This is a genomic window from Microbulbifer sp. CNSA002 (assembly GCF_047324085.1).
Taxonomy (GTDB): domain Bacteria; phylum Pseudomonadota; class Gammaproteobacteria; order Pseudomonadales; family Cellvibrionaceae; genus Microbulbifer.
Map to the genome: position 1 here is coordinate 666,770 of NZ_CP172449.1, position 20,731 is coordinate 687,500.

The 20,731-nt window shown below is 49.5% G+C and carries 15 protein-coding genes (1 of these 15 only partly in view); 12 read left to right on the forward strand and 3 right to left on the reverse strand.

Features of this window, described 5'->3' with window-relative positions:
* Positions 1–92 precede the first annotated feature (92 nt).
* Positions 93–1,721: an NAD+ synthase gene (locus ACG1BZ_RS02985; protein ID WP_413664315.1), complete on the forward strand. Its 1,629-nt coding sequence runs from the start codon at positions 93–95 to the stop codon at positions 1,719–1,721.
* A gap of 57 nt (positions 1,722–1,778) precedes the next feature.
* Here ACG1BZ_RS02985 and ACG1BZ_RS02990 read toward each other — a convergent pair whose 3' ends face one another.
* On the reverse strand, positions 1,779–2,729 hold the full coding sequence (locus ACG1BZ_RS02990; RefSeq protein ID WP_413664316.1) for an outer membrane protein assembly factor BamD: 951 nt from the start codon (positions 2,727–2,729) through the stop codon (positions 1,779–1,781).
* Between the two features lie 100 nt (positions 2,730–2,829).
* On the opposite strand from ACG1BZ_RS02990, the gene rluD reads away from it, so the two are divergent.
* The 5 genes from rluD (at position 2,830) to ACG1BZ_RS03015 (ending at position 11,910) form a co-directional block, all read left to right on the forward strand.
* The gene (gene rluD, locus ACG1BZ_RS02995; RefSeq protein ID WP_413664317.1) at positions 2,830–3,783 is read left to right on the forward strand and encodes a 23S rRNA pseudouridine(1911/1915/1917) synthase RluD; all 954 of its coding nucleotides are present in this window, start codon (positions 2,830–2,832) and stop codon (positions 3,781–3,783) included.
* 75 nt (positions 3,784–3,858) lie between these two features.
* Positions 3,859–4,626, forward strand: a complete 768-nt coding sequence (pgeF, locus tag ACG1BZ_RS03000) for a peptidoglycan editing factor PgeF (protein WP_413664318.1) — start codon at positions 3,859–3,861, stop codon at positions 4,624–4,626.
* A gap of 282 nt (positions 4,627–4,908) precedes the next feature.
* Positions 4,909–7,512: an ATP-dependent chaperone ClpB gene (gene clpB / locus ACG1BZ_RS03005; protein WP_413664319.1), complete on the forward strand. Its 2,604-nt coding sequence runs from the start codon at positions 4,909–4,911 to the stop codon at positions 7,510–7,512.
* A gap of 207 nt (positions 7,513–7,719) precedes the next feature.
* Entirely contained in the window at positions 7,720–8,826 is a 1,107-nt protein-coding gene (locus ACG1BZ_RS03010; protein WP_413664320.1) for an efflux RND transporter periplasmic adaptor subunit, read from the forward strand.
* An 18-nt stretch (positions 8,827–8,844) separates the two neighbouring features.
* Positions 8,845–11,910: an efflux RND transporter permease subunit gene (locus ACG1BZ_RS03015; RefSeq protein WP_413664321.1), complete on the forward strand. Its 3,066-nt coding sequence runs from the start codon at positions 8,845–8,847 to the stop codon at positions 11,908–11,910.
* A 16-nt stretch (positions 11,911–11,926) separates the two neighbouring features.
* On the opposite strand, the gene ACG1BZ_RS03020 is transcribed toward ACG1BZ_RS03015, so the two are convergent.
* Positions 11,927–12,991, reverse strand: coding sequence for a helix-turn-helix domain-containing protein (locus ACG1BZ_RS03020; protein WP_413664322.1), 1,065 nt, complete (start codon positions 12,989–12,991; stop codon positions 11,927–11,929).
* Positions 12,992–13,246: 255 nt separating this feature from the next.
* Between ACG1BZ_RS03020 and ACG1BZ_RS03025 the strand changes: the two genes are divergently transcribed.
* Both ACG1BZ_RS03025 and ACG1BZ_RS03030 read left to right on the forward strand, forming a co-directional pair.
* The gene (locus tag ACG1BZ_RS03025) at positions 13,247–14,464 is read left to right on the forward strand and encodes a hypothetical protein (RefSeq protein WP_413664323.1); all 1,218 of its coding nucleotides are present in this window, start codon (positions 13,247–13,249) and stop codon (positions 14,462–14,464) included.
* Positions 14,465–14,494: 30 nt separating this feature from the next.
* On the forward strand, positions 14,495–15,574 hold the full coding sequence (locus ACG1BZ_RS03030; RefSeq protein ID WP_413664324.1) for a hypothetical protein: 1,080 nt from the start codon (positions 14,495–14,497) through the stop codon (positions 15,572–15,574).
* Between the two features lie 16 nt (positions 15,575–15,590).
* Here ACG1BZ_RS03030 and ACG1BZ_RS03035 read toward each other — a convergent pair whose 3' ends face one another.
* Positions 15,591–16,049, reverse strand: coding sequence for a DUF4124 domain-containing protein (locus ACG1BZ_RS03035; RefSeq protein WP_413664325.1), 459 nt, complete (start codon positions 16,047–16,049; stop codon positions 15,591–15,593).
* 451 nt (positions 16,050–16,500) lie between these two features.
* Between ACG1BZ_RS03035 and ACG1BZ_RS03040 the strand changes: the two genes are divergently transcribed.
* From ACG1BZ_RS03040 to pssA, 4 genes are all read left to right on the forward strand, one after another.
* Positions 16,501–18,237, forward strand: a complete 1,737-nt coding sequence (locus ACG1BZ_RS03040; RefSeq protein WP_413664326.1) for an acetolactate synthase 3 large subunit — start codon at positions 16,501–16,503, stop codon at positions 18,235–18,237.
* Positions 18,238–18,248: 11 nt separating this feature from the next.
* Positions 18,249–18,740 (forward strand): acetolactate synthase small subunit, encoded by a 492-nt coding sequence (ilvN, locus tag ACG1BZ_RS03045; RefSeq protein ID WP_282934340.1) that lies wholly within the window; start codon positions 18,249–18,251, stop codon positions 18,738–18,740.
* A gap of 22 nt (positions 18,741–18,762) precedes the next feature.
* Complete coding sequence (gene ilvC, locus ACG1BZ_RS03050) at positions 18,763–19,788, forward strand: ketol-acid reductoisomerase (protein ID WP_413664327.1); 1,026 nt, start codon at positions 18,763–18,765, stop codon at positions 19,786–19,788.
* Between the two features lie 112 nt (positions 19,789–19,900).
* Positions 19,901–20,731 carry the 5' portion of a CDP-diacylglycerol--serine O-phosphatidyltransferase gene (gene pssA, locus ACG1BZ_RS03055; RefSeq protein ID WP_282934338.1) on the forward strand. It continues 45 nt past the right edge of the window, so only the first 831 of its 876 coding nucleotides appear in the window; the start codon lies at positions 19,901–19,903; its stop codon lies beyond the right edge, outside the window.

Genomic DNA, 20,731 nt, shown 5'->3' on the forward strand with positions numbered 1-20,731 from the left:
TGTAGATGCCCGGTATTCTTGTAGTGGTGAGCCGCTGCTGTTGTTACCCCGATGGGGTTACAATAGCGGCCTGTCTTGTCCGAGGTTCAACGATGTCTACTTTGCAGTTAGTGCTGGCACAAATCAATTCCCTGGTGGGAGATATTCCAGGGAATACCAAGCAGGTGATAGAAATTGCGCGCCGAGCGTACCAGGAACTGGGTGCTGACTTGGTACTTTTCCCGGAGCTGACCCTGTGCGGCTACTCTCCTGAAGACTTGTTGTTGCGCCCCAGTATGCAGATTCGTATTGATGCGGCATTGGATCAGCTCAAAGCTGCAGAACTGCCTTGCGCCATTGTTGTGGGTTACCCAAAGTTGCTCGATGGCGTTATGTTCAATATGGCGGGGGTAATAGTTGAGGGAGAGTTAATCGCAGAATATGCCAAACAGAAGCTGCCTAACTATCAGGTCTTTGATGAAAAGCGTTACTTCAAGCCGGGTAAATCCCCCTGTGTAGTGCATATCAAGGGAGTTCCTGTGGGGCTGAGTGTTTGTGAGGATATTTGGTTTCCAGAGCCCATCAAGCAGTCAGTCGATGCTGGAGCCAAGTTGATTCTCAACATCAATGCATCACCTTTCCATCGGGGCAAGGCTCAACAAAGGCTGGAATTGGTTTCGAGGCAGGCAAGAAATGCTGGAGTCCCCATTGCCTATGTAAACTGGTGCGGTGGTCAGGACGAGCTGGTTTTTGACGGTGGCTCAATTGTTGTTGACGCTGAGGGAGAGGTATGTGCCAGGGCTGAGGAGTTTACAGAGCAGTTGTTGCCAGCTTCCATATCTTTGCAGGGACAGGATTTGACGGTACACCCTGGGGAAGTTGCTCCTCCTCGCAGCGATTTGGCTTCCGTGTACCAAGCCTTGGTACTCGGGGTGCGCGACTACGTTAATAAAAATGGTTTTAATGGCGTTGTGTTGGGGTTGTCGGGTGGAATCGACTCAGCTCTTACATTGGCAGTTGCGGTCGATGCGTTGGGCAAAGAGCGTGTTGAGGCTGTAATGATGCCGTTTCGCTATACCTCGGATCTGAGTAAAGGCGATGCGGCCGATCAGGCGGAAAGAATGGGGGTTCACTATCGGGAAATTAGTATCGAGCCCATCTTTGATTCGTTTATGGGCGCTCTCGCTGAAGAATTTGCTGGCAGTAAGAGGGATACCACTGAGGAGAACCTGCAGGCCCGCTCTCGTGGCGTTCTTTTGATGGCTATCTCCAATAAGAAGGGCGCGATGGTCCTGACAACCGGTAACAAGAGTGAGATGGCCGTTGGTTACGCAACCTTATACGGGGATATGGTAGGCGGATTCAATGCCCTGAAGGATGTTCCCAAAGTATTGGTATTTGAGCTGGCCCGTTACCGCAACACAATTTCTGAAGTGATTCCTGAAACGGTCATTACCCGCCCACCCAGTGCTGAGCTGGCCCCGGACCAGGTGGATTCTGACAGTCTTCCGCCTTATGAGATCCTGGATCAAATTCTCAATTTCTATGTCGATCAAGACCACAGCGCTGAGGAAATCATTCAGCGTGGCTTCCAGAGAGAGGATGTAGAGCGTGTGGTCAGGTTAGTGGGGCGCAATGAGTACAAGAGGCGCCAGGCAGCCATCGGGGTGCGTATTTCTGAACGAGGATTTGGAAGGGATCGCCGCTATCCCATCACCAATGGCTGGAAGCTGGGTGACTAGCTCTCCTGAAAATAGAAACGGCGCCGAATGGCGCCGTTTCTATTTTTAAGTGATAAGTTACAGAAGCTCTGGAGGTAGGGGAGTCTCGTCCCGGTTGTATTCGGGATTATAGAGCTCCCTGCTGTCAAAGCCCCGCGGGTCAGATTTTTCAAACAGGCCCAGGGTGACTCTGTGCACTAGACTGCGGCCGCTCGGACCTTTGTAAAAGTCGTAGTTGAAAGTGCCGTCTTCGTTAAAAGCGGGGTGCTTTGGATAGTTATTGCGCAGTACATCCAGGGCATTAGCCTCGAGATCTTGCATTTCCATCAAATGGTACCCTTGGACCATAACTGCCAGGGCATCGGGAATTGCGGGTGTCTGCTGGAAGTTTTCCACAATGTAGCGGCCGCGATTGGCTGCTGCGAGGTAGGCGCCACGCTTAAAGTAGTAGTTGGCCACGTGAACTTCATAGCGGGCCAGCAGGTTACGCAAGTGGATCATGCGCTTTTGCGCGTCTGGAGCGTAGCGGCTTTCAGGGTAGCGGGCCATTAACTGGGAGAAATAAGCGAATGACTCTCGAGCTGATCCTGGGTCGCGACTGGTTAAGTCGGTAGGCATAAAGCGCTCGAACAGGCCTGTGCCCTCAGTAAAGGAGGACAGGCCCTTCATGTAGTAGGCGTAGTCGACATTGCGGTGCTGGGGGTGTAGGCGGATAAAGCGGTCTGCAGCGACGATAGCAGCATCGTTTTCATAGTTGCGGTAGTAGGCATAGATCAGCTCAAGCTGAGCCTGTTCCGCGTAGTTGCCGAATGGGAAGTTGTCTTCCAGGGCTCGCAGGTTTCTGATGGCAAGATCCCACTGGCTGGTTCGCAGCTGTCGCTGGGCCATCTCGTAGTATGCCTGCTCTGTACGTGAACCTGTGGGTAGGCCCACTTCCGAATCATCTGTGTTGGCGCAGGCAACCAATATTGCGGACACCAAGGCCAGCCACAGCATTTTCCAGGTCTGCATAGCCCCTCGCTCTATCATTCTTACACTCTACCTTATTAAACTACCCACCAGTATTAACCTGGCGCGTCGGACATTTAACCACAGTCGCGGAGCTGCCCAAAGTATTTGCAATTGATTGATGATTGAACACCTAAAACTAGATATCCAAGTTCCTGCCAATATGGCTGGTCGACGCTTAGACCAGGCCGCAGCCGAATTAATTCCCGATTTTTCGCGCGCGCGCCTCCAATCGTGGATCAAAGGCGGTCAGCTCACCTTAAACGGAGCCCCAGCTAAGGCCAAGGAAAAGCTCTTTGGCGGCGAGCTTATCCAGCTTCGCGCAGAACTGGAGCCCCAGGGTAGCTGGGCTGCCCAGGACCTCGACCTCAATATTATGTACGAAGATGACTGCCTGATGGTGGTCAATAAGCCCGCGGGCCTCGTAGTCCACCCCGCTGCCGGTAACCCCGACGGCACTCTGCTCAATGGCCTGCTTCATCACAATCCAGCACAGGAGCTGATACCCCGAGCTGGTATTGTTCACCGGCTGGATAAGGACACCAGTGGCCTGATGGTTGTGGCTAAGACTTTGGCCGCTCAGACCCATCTCGTGGATCAATTAAAGCAGAGAACGGTGAGTCGACAGTATGATGCCCTGGTCCAAGGATATATCACCACTGCGGGTCGTGTTGATGCGCCCATCGGTCGGCATCGTCAAAATCGTCTCAAGATGGCTGTTTTGGACTTTGGCGGCAAAGAGGCGATCACTCATTATCGTGTACAGGAGCGTTACAGCGCTTACACGCTCTTACGCTGCAAGCTGGAAACCGGTCGTACTCATCAGATTCGGGTACACATGGCCCATATCAGGCACCCGCTCGTGGGAGATCCACTCTACGGAGGCCGCCCAAAGTTGCCTCCAGAGGCCTCGGCAGACCTTGTTGAAGCTCTCCAGAGCTTCCCTCGGCAGGCTCTGCATGCGGCTGAACTCGCGCTAGTGCATCCCACCAGTGGACAGGACATGCATTGGTGTGCGCCAATGCCTGCTGACATGCAAGCACTGCTCGATCAGTTGCGCGCTGATGAGCCTTGAAGTACCGGTTATAAATTCGCCTGAGTACCTATCGCCGGTTCTCGAAAGGACAATTTCGCAAAGCAAGATATCTCAATGCCAAGTAACCACTACCTTATACCCGATTGGCCCGCACCCGCAGGGGTGAGGGCGGCGACGACGCTACGCACTGGGGGCCAAAGTTGTGGCCATTTCTCCTCCTTTAACCTGGCTGCTCACGTGGGGGACAAGGAGTCAGCTGTTACTGCTAATCGCCAACAGTTGAGAGGGGAGCTTGAGCTGCCCTCAGAACCGCAGTGGCTGGAGCAGATCCATAGCGACAAGGTAGTCGAGGCAAGTGATGACGCCTTAGTTCGAACCGCAGATGCCTGCTTTAGCATGAAAAGAGGTGTTGTCTGTGCCGTGTTAACCGCAGACTGTTTGCCTGTTTTGCTAAGCGATAAGAGTGGTACCCGTGTAGCAGCAGCCCATGCCGGGTGGCGCGGATTGGCCGGTGGTATATTGCGCAACACCGTACGCGCGATGAAGTGTGATCCTGAGGAGTTGATGGTTTGGTTGGGCCCAGCGATTGGCCCGGAGGCCTTTGAAACCGGAATCGATGTCCTCGAGGCATTCTTTGAAAATGCAATTAGCAGTCGGCACACAGAAAAAATCGCTAGCTGTTTCCGCCCACACACTAAGAAACCACTGCACTTTTTAACAGATATTTACGCCCTGGCTCGTGCGGAGTTGGCAGAGCTGGGGATTGGCGAGGTGTATGGCGGGGGGCTCTGCACAATGTCAGAACCTGAGAAGTTTTTTTCCTACCGCAGAGAGTCTGAAACCGGTCGTATGGCAACTTTGATATGGCGGGATAAAGACTGAATTGAAGTTCTAGATGGCTTATTTTTTCTGTGTAAGCCAATCGATAATATTGGGGCAGCTTGGGCAATTACAAGGCTGGGTGTTGACTGAGCTGTAAAAATTATAAGAGATAGATTTGCCGCAAAACCACTTTGCATAGAATAAATGCCGCTATTGATTTAAATCATTGAAAACCCTTCCTGCGCCCCTATTTTACTTGTCAGTACCATAGCGAATGTAAAAGGCAAATTAGTGCCACTATTGCAGCGCTTTTGAAAAAATCGAGTAAAAGAGGTTTCGTTCATGCGAATTGACCGAATGACAAACCCGCTACAGGCGGCATTTGCTGATGCGCAATCCCTGGCGGTAGGGCGCGACCACAACCAGATTTATCCCGAGCACTTGATTCTGGCACTGCTTAACCAGAACAACGGAAGCGTACCCGCATTCCTGTCACAGGCGGGATTTAACCTAAACGGGTTGCGCAATGATCTTGCCAAGCGGTTGGATAGCTTGCCGAGGGTGACTTCCCCCACGGGTGATGTGGGGATGTCCCAGGAATTAATGCGCTTAATGAATCTCACGGACAAGCGAGCCCAACAAAATGGTGACAGTTTTATTTCCAGTGAAACTGTATTACTGGCGGCTTTCGACTCTGCGGCGGGAGAGATTTCCAAAATCCTAAATGCCAACGGCGACATTAAACAATTAGAGGCGGCAATTCAAAAAGTGCGTGGCGACGAAAAAGTGGATGACCCCAATGCGGAAGAAGCGCGCCAGGCGCTGGATAAATATACTCTCGACCTGACCGAGAGGGCTCTGGCCGGCAAGCTTGACCCGGTGATCGGCCGCGATGATGAAATACGGCGGACGATTCAAGTCTTACAGCGGCGTACCAAGAATAACCCTGTACTAATTGGTGAGCCGGGTGTTGGTAAAACTGCCATTGTTGAAGGGCTCGCTCAACGTATCGTCAATGGTGAAGTGCCGGAAGGGTTAAAGGACAAACGTCTTCTTTCCCTGGATCTGGGGGCATTGTTGGCGGGCGCAAAATTTCGTGGAGAATTTGAAGAGCGATTAAAAGCGGTACTCAACGAATTATCCAAACAGGAAGGTCGCATTATTCTCTTTATCGATGAGATCCACACGATGGTGGGTGCCGGTAAAGCTGAGGGGGCCATGGATGCGGGAAATATGCTGAAGCCCGCTTTGGCCCGCGGGGAATTACATTGTGTCGGTGCAACCACTCTGGATGAGTATCGGCAATATATTGAAAAAGATGCAGCGCTTGAGCGGCGTTTCCAAAAAGTGCTGGTTGATGAACCAACTGAAGAGGATACGGTTGCGATTCTGCGCGGATTAAAAGAACGCTACGAAGTACACCACGGTGTTGATATTACCGACTCTGCAATTATTGCGGCGACAAAATTATCGCAGCGTTACATCACTGATCGTCAATTACCAGATAAAGCGATTGATCTTATTGATGAGGCCGCCAGCCGGATACGCATGGAGATCGACTCCAAACCGGAATCCATGGATAAATTGGAGCGCCGTTTAATTCAATTAAAGATTGAACGTGAGGCAGTAAAAAAGGATACGGATGATGAGGCGACTAAAAAACGCCTGTCGAAACTGGAAGAAGAGATTCTACAACTGGAGCGGGAATACTCCGACCTTGAAGAGGTTTGGAAGGCGGAGAAGGCACAGCTTGCCGGCAGCCATGACCTCAAGGAAAAGCTCGAGCAGGCCAAGCTCGATATGGAGTCCGCACGGCGTGCAGGTGATCTCAATAGAATGTCTGAATTACAGTACGGTGTAATTCCACAACTTGAACAACAGCTTAAAAGTGCCGCTACCGCTGAAGCTTCTGAAGAACCCCGCCTGCTGCGCAATCGGGTTACCGATGAAGAGGTGGCTGAAGTGGTATCCCGCTGGACGGGTATTCCTGTATCTAAGATGCTCGAAGGTGAGCGTGAAAAGCTACTGCGAATGGAAGATGAGTTGCACAAGCGGGTCATCGGACAGGGGGAAGCGGTGGAAGCGGTTGCTAATGCCGTACGCCGCTCGAGGGCGGGGCTAGCTGATCCCAACCGACCCAATGGCTCATTCTTGTTCCTCGGCCCAACCGGTGTGGGTAAGACGGAATTATGCAAGGCATTGGCTCAGTTCTTGTTTGACACAGAAGACGCCATGGTGCGTATCGATATGTCGGAATTTATGGAGAAGCACTCTGTGGCCCGACTGATTGGCGCACCTCCCGGATATGTAGGTTATGAAGAAGGGGGATACCTGACTGAAGCGGTGCGGAGAAAACCCTATTCTGTTGTGCTATTAGACGAAGTGGAGAAAGCGCATCCCGATGTATTCAATATTCTTTTACAGGTTCTTGATGATGGCCGCCTGACCGACGGCCAGGGGCGCACGGTAGACTTTCGTAATACCGTTGTCGTAATGACTTCAAACCTTGGCTCAGATTTAATTCAAAAATACGCCACAGCTGAAAATGGTGATGACCTGGACGCTGAAATTCGTTATCGACAGATGAAAAGTGCGGTGATGGAAGTGGTGGGGAACCATTTCAGGCCAGAGTTCATAAATCGTATTGACGAAGTGGTTGTTTTCCATCCACTGGATAAGGCAGAAGTACGCTCTATTGCCGAGATTCAGTTGCAACAACTTTGCCGTCGACTGACAGAGAGGGACCTGAAATTAGAGGTATCTGAAAGTCTGCTGGATAAATTAGCAGAAGTTGGGTTCGATCCCGTTTATGGTGCACGGCCATTAAAGCGTGCTATTCAGGTATGGCTGGAAAACCCGCTGGCGCAAGATGTTCTCGCCGGTAAGTTTTCCCCTGGAGCAACGATCCACGCGGATGTTGAAGGCGATAAAGCCGTATTCCGATAAAAAAGCACTTGGGGGTGCCATATAGTGCACCCCTAAACTCCCACCGATTCCTCACTCTCTCCATATCTATACTCACAGGTGCGCTAATCCGTTTGTTCGGATATTTACGTAGAGGGGCACCCCTCCGTAGCGCATAGTTTCCCTTGCAAGTATCAGTTTATAGTTTTTATTGACGACACCTTACGGGGGCCTGATATCAGTAAGCGTATGTTGCTAATGCTGCTGGGATGCCTTTTGCTCTTCGGCGGAATTTTTGCTTATAAATTAATTGGCAGGCATATGGTGAATCAGTTCATAGACAACTTAGCCCTGCCTGCGGCCACAGTGACTTCAGCAACCGCCCAGTTTCAATATTGGAAGGAAGACCTGAGAGGAATAGGCACCATTCGAGCTGTTAATGGTGTAGAGGTTACTACCGAAGCTCAGGGGGTTATCAGCGCTATTCACTTCAAGTCGGGCCAGCATGTTAGGAAGGGCGATTTATTGGCGGAAATTTTTGCCGAACCGGAAAAGGCGCAGTTGCAGGTGTTGGATGCAGAGCTTCGCTTGGCCCGTCGTAATTACGTGCGGATCAAGACTCTGCTGGGGCGAGGTGTAACAACTGAAGCAGATTTGGATAGCGCTCGCAGTACTTTGGACCAGGTGGTTGCCAATATAGAAGTGCAGCGGGCCAGGGTGGATCAGCGAGTTATCGTGGCGCCTTTTAGTGGAGTACTGGGAATTCGACAAATCGATCTTGGGCAGAATGTAAGCCCGGGGGAGTCTGTTGTTTCTCTACAGCAACTTGATCCTATTTTTGTTGATTTTTCCCTCCCTGAACAAAAATATGCCTTGGTTAAGGCTGGGCTTGCTATTCAGTTGACAACAGATGCTTTCCCTAAAAATACCTACAAAGGAAGAATTACTGCTGTTGACCCTCAGGTGGATAGTGCAAGTAGGAACTTTCTGATTCAAGCGACTCTGGAAAATCCCCAACACGATTTACGTCCTGGGATGTTTGCCCAAGTATCCGTAAAGATAAGTGCACAGCGAAAAGTGCTCGTCATTCCCAGAACCGCATTGGCTTTTGCTCCCTATGGGGTGGCGGTTTTTGTGTTGGAGCCCGATAAAGATGGTGAGCATATGGTCGCAGTTAAACGATTTGTGAAAACTGGTGAGGAGCGTGGGGATCTAGTTGAAATCACACAAGGACTTTTGGTGGGTGATATAGTGGCTAGCAGCGGATTACTTAAACTTCGCAATGGAGAGAAAGCGGTTATCAATAATCAAAATCAACCCCCAGAAAGTGCGGACCCCACACCGGAAAATAGTTAAACCTGGAATTTATAGGTTGTGAATTTCACAGAGATTTTTATTCGAAAACCAGTGTTGGCCTGCGTAGTCAGCCTATTTATTTTTCTATTGGGTTTAAGGTCGCTAACGGAATTAAATGTCAGGCAGTACCCGGAACTTGAAAATGCAGTTATTACAGTAACCACCGTTTATGTTGGTGCCGACTCAGATCTAGTACAGGGGTTTATTACTACGCCGCTGGAGCAGGAGATTGCTACTGCAGATGGTATCGATTACATGGTTTCCACCAGCGTGCAAGGTCTCTCGACGATAAACGTTTATGTACGTTTTGATTACGATCCAAATGAAGTGTTAACTCAGGTCGTTGCCAAGGTAAATAAGCTGCGCAGTGAATTGCCTGATGAATCAGAGGATTCCAGCGTGGAAATGCAGCAGGGAGAAACCACTGCTGCAATGTACCTTTCTTTTTCCTCAAATATTCTCGCTAATAATCAAATCACGGATTATCTGACACGCGTTGTTCAACCTAAATTGGCGACTATAGCTGGTGTGCAGCGAGCTCGCCTTTTGGGGGACAGCACCTTTGCAATGAGAGTCTGGTTAAAACCGACAGAGATGGCGGCATTGGAAGTCACACCTGCGGATATTTCTGATGCGCTTAGGGATAATAATATTCTGTCGGCAGTTGGTTCGACAAAGGGAACCCGTGTGGCACTGGAAATACGTGCGGATACAGATATTGCACGTCAATTGGATTTCCGCAAGCTAGTGGTTAGAGCCGATGGGGATAAGTTGGTTCGTCTAGGTGAAGTGGCGGAGATAGAGTTAGGAGCTGAATCCTATGACAGCTCTGTGACTTTTAACGGGCAGTCTGCCACTTTTATTGCTATTGAGGTGGCACCCGATGCGAACTCCCTTGATGTTATTAAAAAAGTACGCGAGGAGTTGGAGCAGAAAATTTTTCCACAGTTGCCAGAGGGTATGCTAGGCGAGATCCCTTACGACAGTACTGAATATATTCAGGACTCCATTGAAGAGGTCGTCAAAACAATTGTTGAAGCAGTATTTATAGTAATTTTGGTGATTTATTTGTTTCTGGGGTCAGTTCGCAGCGTATTGATTCCAGCAATTGCACTACCTCTTTCTCTTGTTGGTGCATTCTTTTTAATGTTTTTAATGGGATTTTCCATCAACTTGCTCACATTGCTAAGCATGGTTCTGGCAATCGGAATTGTTGTTGATGATGCCATTATTGTTCTGGAAAATGTCCATCGACATATAGAGGAGGGCTTGCCTCCAAAAGAGGCTGCGATCGTAGGGGCTCGAGAGTTGGCATGGCCTGTAGTGGCTATGACTACAACGCTAATTGCAGTATATATTCCTATTGGTTTTCTCGGTGGTTTAACCGGGACCCTATTCATAGAGTTTGCATTCTCCCTAGCTGGCGCCGTATTACTGTCTGGAGTGGTCGCTCTTACTTTATCTCCCATGATGGCCTCGAAAATATTAAAGCCTCGCGATGGTGGAGGTACCCGGTTTGAAATTTGGCTGGAACGCCAATTTAATCGACTTCAGACGAGATTTGAAAAATCGCTCCATTCTTCTCTTGATGAGCGCCGAGTTATTTTGGTTTTCGGCTTAATTGTATTGATAAGTTGTTACTTCTTATTTGTGACGTCCCCTCAAGAGCTTGAACCTACAGAGGATAGGGGGCTTGTTCTTACAATTTCTACTGCCGATGCTTACGCAACTTTAGATTATGTTGAACAGTACAGTGGTGAACTTAATGTCATTGCTGAGAGATTTACTGAGGTTGAAAATCTTTTTCTGCTTAATGGGGCGGGCACCTTCAGTAGTGGTGTTAATAATGCGGTGGCCGGGTTTGTTTTGGCTCCCTGGGAAGGGAGAGACCGCGATACGGAAAAGATGCAGGAGTTGATTAGCAGTGATGTGCAGCAAATAGCCGGGCTAAAAATAGCTGTAGTGGTGCCACCAAGTCTGCCAACTGCGGGAGGGCAGCTTCCGGTTGAATTTGTTATCGGTTCTACAGAGCCCATGGAGAATCTGGCATCGGTGGCAAGCGATATTATGACCCGAGCTTTGGAGAGTCGAAAGTTTATTTTTCTAGATTCTGATCTGAAAATTGATAAGCCAAAAATTGTAATAGAAATTGATCGTGATAAAGCAGCCAGTATGGGTGTGGAAATGGTGGACCTGAGTCGTGACTTAGGAGCGATGTTATCTGGGGCTTATGTCAACCGTTTTTCCCTGGATAATCGCAGTTATAAAGTTATCCCTCAAGTCGAGAGAGTTGATCGCCTTACCCCTGATCAGCTGGAGCAATATTATATTCGGGCGGTAAACGACAAGTTGGTTCCTGTGAGTACTTTGATAAGGCTCACGGAAACCGTTGAACCACAGCAACTAAAGAGATTTCAACAATTAAATGCCGTCACTATTTCGGGTGTGCCACGCCCTGGGATTACGTTGGGTGAAGCATTGATGGTGTTGGATAATGCGGCTAAAGAAATCTTACCGGTCGAGTATTCTGTAGATTACTCGGGGCAGTCCAGGCAATTCAAAACTGAAGGATCAGATTTGGTGGTTACCTTTTTCTTTGCCTTGATAGTGATTTATTTGGTGCTGGCTGCTCAATTTGAATCCTGGCGCGATCCCTTGATTATGTTGGTCACCGTACCGATGAGTGTTTGCGGAGCGATGATTTTCGTCAGTCTAGGATTGACGACCCTCAATATTTACACACAAGTGGGCCTGGTTACCCTGATTGGGGTTATTTCCAAACACGGCATTCTGATAGTGGAGTTTGCCAATAAATTACAGCTCTCAGGGCTTGAAAAGCGATCAGCGATTGAGCAGGCCACTTCAATCCGTTTGCGACCGATTTTAATGACTACGGCATCTCTGGTTTTGGCGATGGTTCCATTGTTAATAGCGTCGGGGCCTGGTGGAGGAGCAAGGTTTGCAATGGGCTTGGTAGTGGCGACCGGTATGACAATTGGAACGTTATTTACTTTATTTGTCGTGCCGGCGATGTATATGTATCTTGGGCGGAATTTTGAGGCGGAGGCTGTAGCGGCCTCCTGAGCCTCTTTACACTTATTTACGCTTCGAAAATATCTCTGCCGACATTACTGCGACGGAACTCGGAAGGGGTGACTCCCTCATGTTTTTTAAAGAAGCGGGTAAATACTGCGCGTTCGGCAAAATGAAGTTGTACCGCAATGCTTTCTACGGAATCACTGGTTGAGAGAAGGAGTTTCTTGGTCAGAGATAGCGTAACACTGTCTTTAAGCTGCTGGAATGTTACTCCCTGTTCTCTCAATCTGCGCTGTAAAGTGCGGCCACTGGTGCGGAAGTGGGCTGCGGCTTGTTTGATAGTGATTTCTTCACTGAGCAAGTGCTTCTCGAGCCAGGCTCGCAAACTCGCTGCCAGGTTATAGCTGGTTAAAGTGTTGTGTAGAACTGCTTTTAATATATTTCGGCTTTGGCTGCGAATGATTTTATGGTAACTGGGTATAGGGAAGTCCAGTATCTGGGAGCCCAGGATAATCGCATTTTCATCAGCGGAAAATTCAATTGGGCACTGGAAAATCCTCTTGTGGATAGAGTCATCTTCTGGCTTTTCACTGCGTAACTTTAATCCCCTGACCTCGGGAAATCTGGGGTTAAGAGTGCGCAAGAGATCTACTCCACGACTCATCAGCATTTCAGCAATAAAATGATTGACCGGAGCGCTAAAGAGTTCCTGCTGCCAGTTGAGTGTGAGTACCTCCGCATCGACTTCCTGGTAAGTCTGGAACCGCAGGAGGGGGGCCAGAGTTTGTGAGAGTACAATTTCTGCAGGGCGAAAGATCTCCCTCGGCCGTCTCAAGGAGGGCTGAGCTTCGATAATAGTTTCTTCAAGCCAAAGCATAATTGGAAAGCGACTAAAGCTGAGACCTGGTGAGGTAACAGGGGATAGCGCCAGTATGCTTTCAATTAGAGCATTGAATTCACTGTAATTGAGCCATTCACTTTCTCCTGGATTCCAGCTAAATGAGAATGGCAATCGTTCAATTAGCGTCTCGGTGGGAATGCCGAGCCTGGCGGCGGCAACCACAAAGTAAGGCGCAAATATCTTGGGCACGCCGGCATGGCCGGACATATTTTTATTTTGGTCTCTCATGACTTACTGCCGTCCGGGTGGCGTTGCCGGCATCATAGCAAAGGCGCCTCAAAGCACGAGTATAAATTGAGGAATATGACGAATTGGTCGCTTCGCGTGGCGGATTCGACCCCCCTCTGGCGCCTTTAATCCTATTCCCAAATAGAGGGTAAAGGATAAGTTTTAGTCGTCTGCTGTACATTGCGTTATTCAGATTTTTTAAAACTCTTCAGTCACGAGAGTTACCACTTACTAAAACAATAAAGGAAAATAACAATGGCACTGTCTAAAAGGCTGGGTACAAGCCTGTCTATTTTTTTCTCGGCGATAATTGGAGCTTCATCAGCGGTAGCGGAAAACTGCTATATCCTGGTTCATGGACACGGAGTCGAAGGACACACTACAAGTGAAAGTAATGATGGGAGTTTAGTGCAGCCAGCACTGGACTATTGGAGTGAGGCGGTTTTCGACGAATATTCTAGCAGTGATTTTATTGAGCAATTGTTAGTTGATGGCGGCAATTACGGCGTTGTCGGTTATAACTCAACTGATGAAGGTGAATTTCCCTACTGGCATGATGAGACTGCGGGTGAAATTGCTCGTCAAATTATAGAGATCCGCTCTGGCCAGGGAGATCGGTTTGAACACGAAAACCAGTGCTCAGCAGAGGACACTTTCTGGATTATCTCCCACAGCCAGGGTGCCGCCCAAATGATGTATATCGCGGGTAACGCTGTTGAAGGATCCCCATACTACAATCGCGCCTACAACCAGTTCGATAGCAATACAGAAATTCAAGAAGTAAAAAAATGTTCCACGACTTGGTATGGCAGTAAATCCTGTAAAACGGTTGAAGAAGAAGTTCGAGTTGCCGGGCTTAACGAAAGCTATGCAGTGAGCGTTGATTTTGATGCGGCTATCAGCGGTGTTGCTGCAATATTCACCACAGGGGGAGCAATTACCGGTACTGAAGGCGTTGATCGGATATGTAATGGAAGCTGGTATGACGATTTGGTCAACGCACTATTTCTTGGGCGTGAGTGTTCGGCGGTTCGCTATATGCAGACTAATGATGTTTACACTGTGAGAAATTATGTGGGGACTAATCTCGGTGCGCCGGTGTACACCATTGGGGGTTATGCGGGCTTCCCAGGTGTGGAAAGTGCTACCTCCATGCTGCTGAATGGTGAGGATGACGGTTACATTAATTTGGCTTCGCAAATGAACTGTTCCGGGTCTGCCAAGCGCAACCTGTGGTCGAATCTCAAAGAATATGAAACCCTGTTTGGAGTAGCTTACGGCAGCGCGATTTTCTCTTGTGACAACGACAGCAAAGGCACTGCTCGATCTTACAATTTGGCCAGTATCTATACAGATCATGATGCGCAGCGTAACGGTGGCATTCTATCCCCCGATTATGATTCTATTCCCGATGGACTGGACTGTGGTTCAGGAAAGAACAGCGCGGGTAGAATCTCAGCCTGCACGAATTAACTAAAAAAATAAAAGGCTTCGGAGGTATTGATGTCCACATCAAGCAAAGATCGCTCAAAGGCCCGGCTGGCAGGTTGGGGTGTACTGGCCGTAGTTACTGGATTGGTGGGTTACTGGGCCCTGACTGGTGGTGAAGAGGCGACGCCCGCTGTTGTAGCCAAAGCAAAAGCTGAAGAGCAATCTATCCGAAGCCGCAAGCCTGATAACGTCAAGCCGGCGGAACTGGAGCAAGAGGAAGAGGATCAGTCTGTAAAACTATGGAAGGGAATTCAGTCCCTGCCCAACAAGACTGAGTTACACGAATCCCTTCTCTCGGATCTGGCCCGCTTTCATCGCTATCCGCCAGAAAACCGAGCAATTAAAACTCCTGAACAGGACCCGATTACTCAGACATTTGCGGTGGATGAAAGAACCACTCACAGTGAGGAAGGGGATTCTCTGACTATATGGACAGATGAAAAGTTTTATTTGCGTGGGGATACTATTCGGGTTTTTGCCTATCAGACCGATAGTGATGGAGATCGGGTTAGTGCTGACTTGACTGCGCTGTTGGTTTACGAAGACCAACAAGTCGTGGGTACCTTGGCTTTCAGTGATTCGGATGGAGACTTAGTCTACGAAGTATTGATGGAGGCGGGCTCCTTTAATAGCCAGGTGCTGGAAGCGGGTATTTTTAAGGTCATTGTGGATACGGATATTGATGGTCTCCGCGATGCGGCAGCATTCACTCTTTCTGAGGATACGGGAAGCTATACAGGATCGCTGCGGGATTCTGTTACCGCCGATGGCAATTTATTAATTGAGGCGGAAGTCGATATCAGCAGAGAGGGGCGCTACTATTTTCAGGGCTCCCTGTATAACGATGAGCAATCCCCGATAGGCACAACGCAAAATGCTCTTGAGTTAACGGCGGGGCGGCACTGGATTCCCCTGGAGTTTTATGGGCTCTTGATTCGCGATGCCGGGCAGGACGGCCCCTACCTGGTGAAACAATTGAGTATTGCCAGGGTGACGGTACCTATGGCCAGGGATAGTGCTTTTGAACCAGGCTATTACACTGAACGCTATAGCCTGGATCAATTTACTGATACTCCCTACCAGGAAATGTAGGGAGAATAGGGGGGCTTTAGCAGTTATCTCGGATACGTTGTTGAGCGGTTGATATACGTTGCTGCCGCTCATCCTCACCCAGGCTTCTATAATTTCCATTTTGGTCGACTGCGCGAATACGAGAATGAGTGGTCAAGGAACTCAGAGACTTTCGGGCTGACTCACAGCGCTTAGCGCGAAGAGCGGCTTGCATTTGCGCTGCTTTTTCCTGTTCTTGCTGACGTACATCGAGTTGCTTTTCAGGTTGCTTTGCTGCGGGTGGCTTTGATGGTTTTCGGGGTTTGGCAGCCTCCTGTTCAGCCTCCCATTTCTTATAGCGCTCTGACTTGGGCTTTTTGATCACGTCCACTTGGGCGCCTCCTGGAGGTTGCTCACCGAAGTGGACAACACCATTTTCATCTACCCATTTATAGATTCCGTCGGCTTGAGCGGTCGTAGCTGTTACTGCAATCAATAGCGCCAGTAAGATGCGCATGGTGCTTACCCCTTGTGTTGATGTTCCTTCCGTCCCCTTATTGTACCGGTACTGGCGGGTTTTCCTGTAACTGTCTTAACACTTTCGCAGACACCTATTGACAGCTAGGACTCAATTGGCAAAATCGGGGGTTTACTCAGTGACTAGATTTCACCGCAAACCCGTGGTTTTGAGTCTAACCCTGGTGGAACATCCTCCATCGAAATTCCACTGAGTGGCCCTCCCCACCCCTGGAGGCCTGCTAACCCCGTAGTGAACCTATGTAGATTTACTTGGGGTTGGGTGTTTATGCGCGATCAGTTCATCCTAAAAATCGGCAGCTAAACACGCAACAGGCTGATATTTGTCACCATTTTCCCCTATAATTGCTGCCTGGCATTCTTGCTAGTAGGCGTTTTATACGTTTTCGGTGATGGCTATCCTATAAAACAGGAAAATTGAGGAGACTCAAGTGGAATTACTTTCCGGCGGCGATATGTTGGTTCGCGCGCTGCAGGATGAAGGGGTGGATCTGATTTTTGGATACCCGGGCGGCTCAGCGTTACATATCTATGATGCTATTTTTCGGCAGAAGTCGATAAAGCATATTCTCGTGCGTCACGAGCAGGGTGCGACCCATGCTGCCGATGGCTATGCACGGTCTACTGGTAAGGCGGGTGTGGTACTGGTGACGTCTGGTCCCGGTGCTACGAACGCGATTACTGGCATCGCAACGGCCTATATGGATTCTATCCCTATGGTGGTGATATCCGGCCAGGTACCCAGGGATAAGATCGGTGAGGATGCGTTTCAGGAAACAGACATGGTCGGTTGCTCGCGGCCGATCGTGAAGCACAGCTTTTTGGTTAAAAATGCTGAAGATATTCCTACGATTGTCAAAAAGGCATTTTTTATCGCCAATACTGGCCGTCCCGGTCCCGTAGTGATCGATGTTCCAAAGGATGTAACCAACCCGGCGGAGAGATTCCCCTACCACTACCCTGAAAAATTGCGGATGCGCTCCTATACCCCAGCCGGTAAGGGGCATAGCGGCCAGATTCGCAAAGCGATTGCTATGTTGCTGTCAGCTCGCCGCCCGGTGATTTATGCCGGCGGGGGAGTGGTGCAGGGTGGCGGCGCCGAGCTTCTCACTGAGCTGGCTAGAAAGTTGAACTACCCGGTGACTAATACCTTGATGGGGCTCGGAGCATTTCCTGGTAGTGACAGGCGTTTCTTGGGAATGCTTGGTATGCACGGCACTTTCGAGGCAAATACAGCCATGCATCACGCCGACGTTATCCTGGCAGTAGGTGCGCGCTTTGATGACCGGGTGACTAATACTCCAGGCAAATTCTGTCCGGGTGCCAAAATTATTCATATCGACGTCGATCCGGCTTCGATCTCTAAAACGATTGTTGCCGATATCCCGATTGTCGGCACGGTCCAGGCTGTTCTTCGGGAGATGCTCGAAGCGTTGAAAGCCAATGATGAGCAGCCGGATCACTCCGCGATAGTTGACTGGTGGCGCCAAATCGATGATTGGCGTGAGCGTCACGGACTCTACACGGCTCCTCGTTATCAGACTAATGGTGCTCTGATAATGCCGCAGGATGTGATCAAGGCGGTATATGACATTACTGAGGGTGATGCTTTTGTGACATCCGATGTAGGGCAACACCAGATGTTTGCTGCGCAATATTACCTGTTTGATAAGCCGCGCCGCTGGATTAACTCCGGTGGGTTGGGGACTATGGGTTTCGGCTTACCGGCAGCCTTGGGGGTGAAAATAGCTCACCCGGATAAAGAGGTTGTGTGCGTAACTGGCGAGGGAAGTATCCAGATGTGTATTCAGGAGCTTTCTACGGCTACCCAATATCATCTGCCAGTAAAAATCCTCTGCCTTAACAATCAGGCTCTGGGGATGGTGAAGCAGTGGCAGGAGATGCAATATGAAGGAAGGCTTTCCAATAGTGTTTACGAGGAATCGCTGCCTGATTTTGTAAAACTCGCCGAGGCATACGGTCACGTCGGGGTGAAAGTGGAGCGTCGTGAAGACCTACACAACAAGTTGCAAGAAGCTTTTGCAATTAAGGATCGCACTGTATTTATCGACGTGTACGTCGACCCATCTGAGCATGTCTATCCCATGCAAGTGCTACCAAATGGCTCCATGCGTGACATGTGGCTGAGCAAAACTGAGAGAACTTAAAGGGTAGGGCGATGCGTAGAATAATTTCGGTTCTGATGGAGAACGAACCAGGGGCATTGTCCCGTGTTGTTGGCTTGTTTTCCCAGCGTGGCTACAACATTGAAAGCCTCACCGTGGCGCCTACTGAGGATGCGACTTTATCGCGTCTCACTTTGGTGACGATTGGTGACGATCACAAGATTGAGCAAATTACCAAGAACCTAAACAAGCTTATCGATGTTGTGAAATTGGTGGACCTCACTGAAGGCTCTCATATCGAGCGGGAGCTGCTATTGGTGAAAGTGCGAGCCAATGGTGCCCAGCGCGATGAGGTGAAGCGCAGTGTCGATATTTTTCGCGGGCAGATCGTCGATGTCACCAGCAGTATGTACACGGTACAGGTGGCAGGAACCGGCGAAAAACTCGATGCGTTCCTACAGGCGCTGGGGGAACACACAATTATGGAAGTGGTGCGATCCGGAGTTTCCGGAATTGCCCGCGGTGAAAAAGTATTAAGTGTATAGAGCAAAAAGCAGGAATTGAGCGATGCAAGTTTATTACGACAAAGATTGTGACCTTTCTTTAATTCAGGGAAAAACAGTAGCCATTATTGGTTATGGATCTCAAGGTCATGCCCATGCCAATAACCTGAAAGACTCTGGTGTAGCGAATGTTGTTGTTGGGTTGCGCGAGGGGTCTGCTTCCTGGAAAAAGGCTGAAGGCGCGGGCTTGAAGGTAGCTGAAGTTGTCGATGCGGTGAAAGATGCCGACGTGGTTATGATTCTCGCTCCGGATGAATACCAGGCGAATATTTACAAAGAGCAAGTTGCTCCAAATTTAAAGTCTGGTGCAGCACTGGCTTTCGCGCATGGTTTTAATGTGCACTTTGAATTGATTGAGCCACCAGCGGATGTCGATGTCATTATGGTTGCTCCCAAGGGGCCCGGCCATACCGTTCGATCGACCTACCTTGAGGGAGGCGGTGTCCCTACCTTGATTGCTGTTTATCAGGATGCGACAGGTAAAGCAAAAGACTTGGCGCTGTCTTATGCCTCAGCTAATGGTGGTGGTCGCTCAGGTATTATTGAAACCAATTTCCGCGAAGAGACTGAAACAGATCTCTTCGGTGAGCAGGCTGTTCTGTGTGGGGGTGTTTCCGCGCTTGTAACGGCTGGTTTTGAGACTCTGGTAGAAGCTGGCTATGCTCCGGAAATGGCGTATTTTGAATGTCTGCATGAATTGAAGCTGATTGTCGACCTGATGTACCAGGGGGGCATTGCCGATATGCGCTACTCTATCTCCAATACCGCAGAGTATGGTGACTACGTAACTGGCCCGCGTATTGTTACGGAAGAAACCAAGGCAGAAATGAAACGGGTTCTTAAAGATATTCAAACCGGTAAGTTTGCCAAAGACTTTATGCTCGAGTCCCTGGCGGGGCAGCCGCGTCTGAAAGCAGAGCGTCGCATTGGTAGCGAACACGAGATTGAGCAAGTAGGGGCAAAACTCCGCTCCATGATGCCGTGGATCAAAGCGAATAAAATTATTGATCGCACCGAAGGTAATAGCTGACTTAAGGTTGGCAAAAACGGCAGGGGCGACCCTGCCGTTTTTTTTTGCTCTGGGCTCGGGTGGTAAATTGGCGTTAAACTCGCTGACTGCACAATGCATCAATGGAGAGTATATGAGCGGTCAAGGGGGCGAAAAACAGCCCATAGACTCAAGTAGTGAGGCTACTGAGGAAATTCGTTTGCCTGTCGATGAGCATGTTGAGGAAGAGGTTTCTTCCAGTGGTAAAAGAGTGCGCGCACGAGGTATCTACCTGCTGCCCAATCTTGTGACAACAGGCGCACTGTTTAGCGGTTTTTATGCCATTGTCGCAGGTATGAGTGGGCATTTTGAATCGGCTGCGATAGCGATTTTTGTCGCGATGGTACTGGATGGATTGGATGGGCGCGTCGCTCGCCTGACAGATACCCAAAGTGCCTTTGGTGTTCAATACGACTCGCTTTCAGACATGGTTTCATTCGGCCTGGCTCCTGCCTTGGTCGTTTTCAGCTGGGCGCTGGGAAACCTGGGTAAATTTGGTTGGGCTATAGCATTTTTATATGCGGCTTGTGCGGCATTGAGGCTTGCGCGCTTCAATACACAGGTAGATACCGTTGATAAAGGGGTCTTTATTGGATTGGCGAGCCCAACAGCTGCTGCGATCGTCGCGAGTATGGTGTGGGCAGGCCACAATGCTGAAGTAGGACCAGGCTTGGCTATAGTGGCGGCACTGGTTACTGCGGTTTCGGGTCTCCTGATGGTATCGAATTTCCGCTACTCCAGTTTCAAAGGGCTCGACTTTAAAGGTCGCGTGCCCTTCGTAATGATGCTTGCGGTTATATTGGTCTTTAGCTTAATAGCGATTGATCCGGCAGGTGTGCTCTTAACCCTGGCTGTTCTATACACGCTTTCGGGTCCGGCTATGTGGCTTTGGAATCATTTCCACCGCAGCTCGGAAACTGATGCG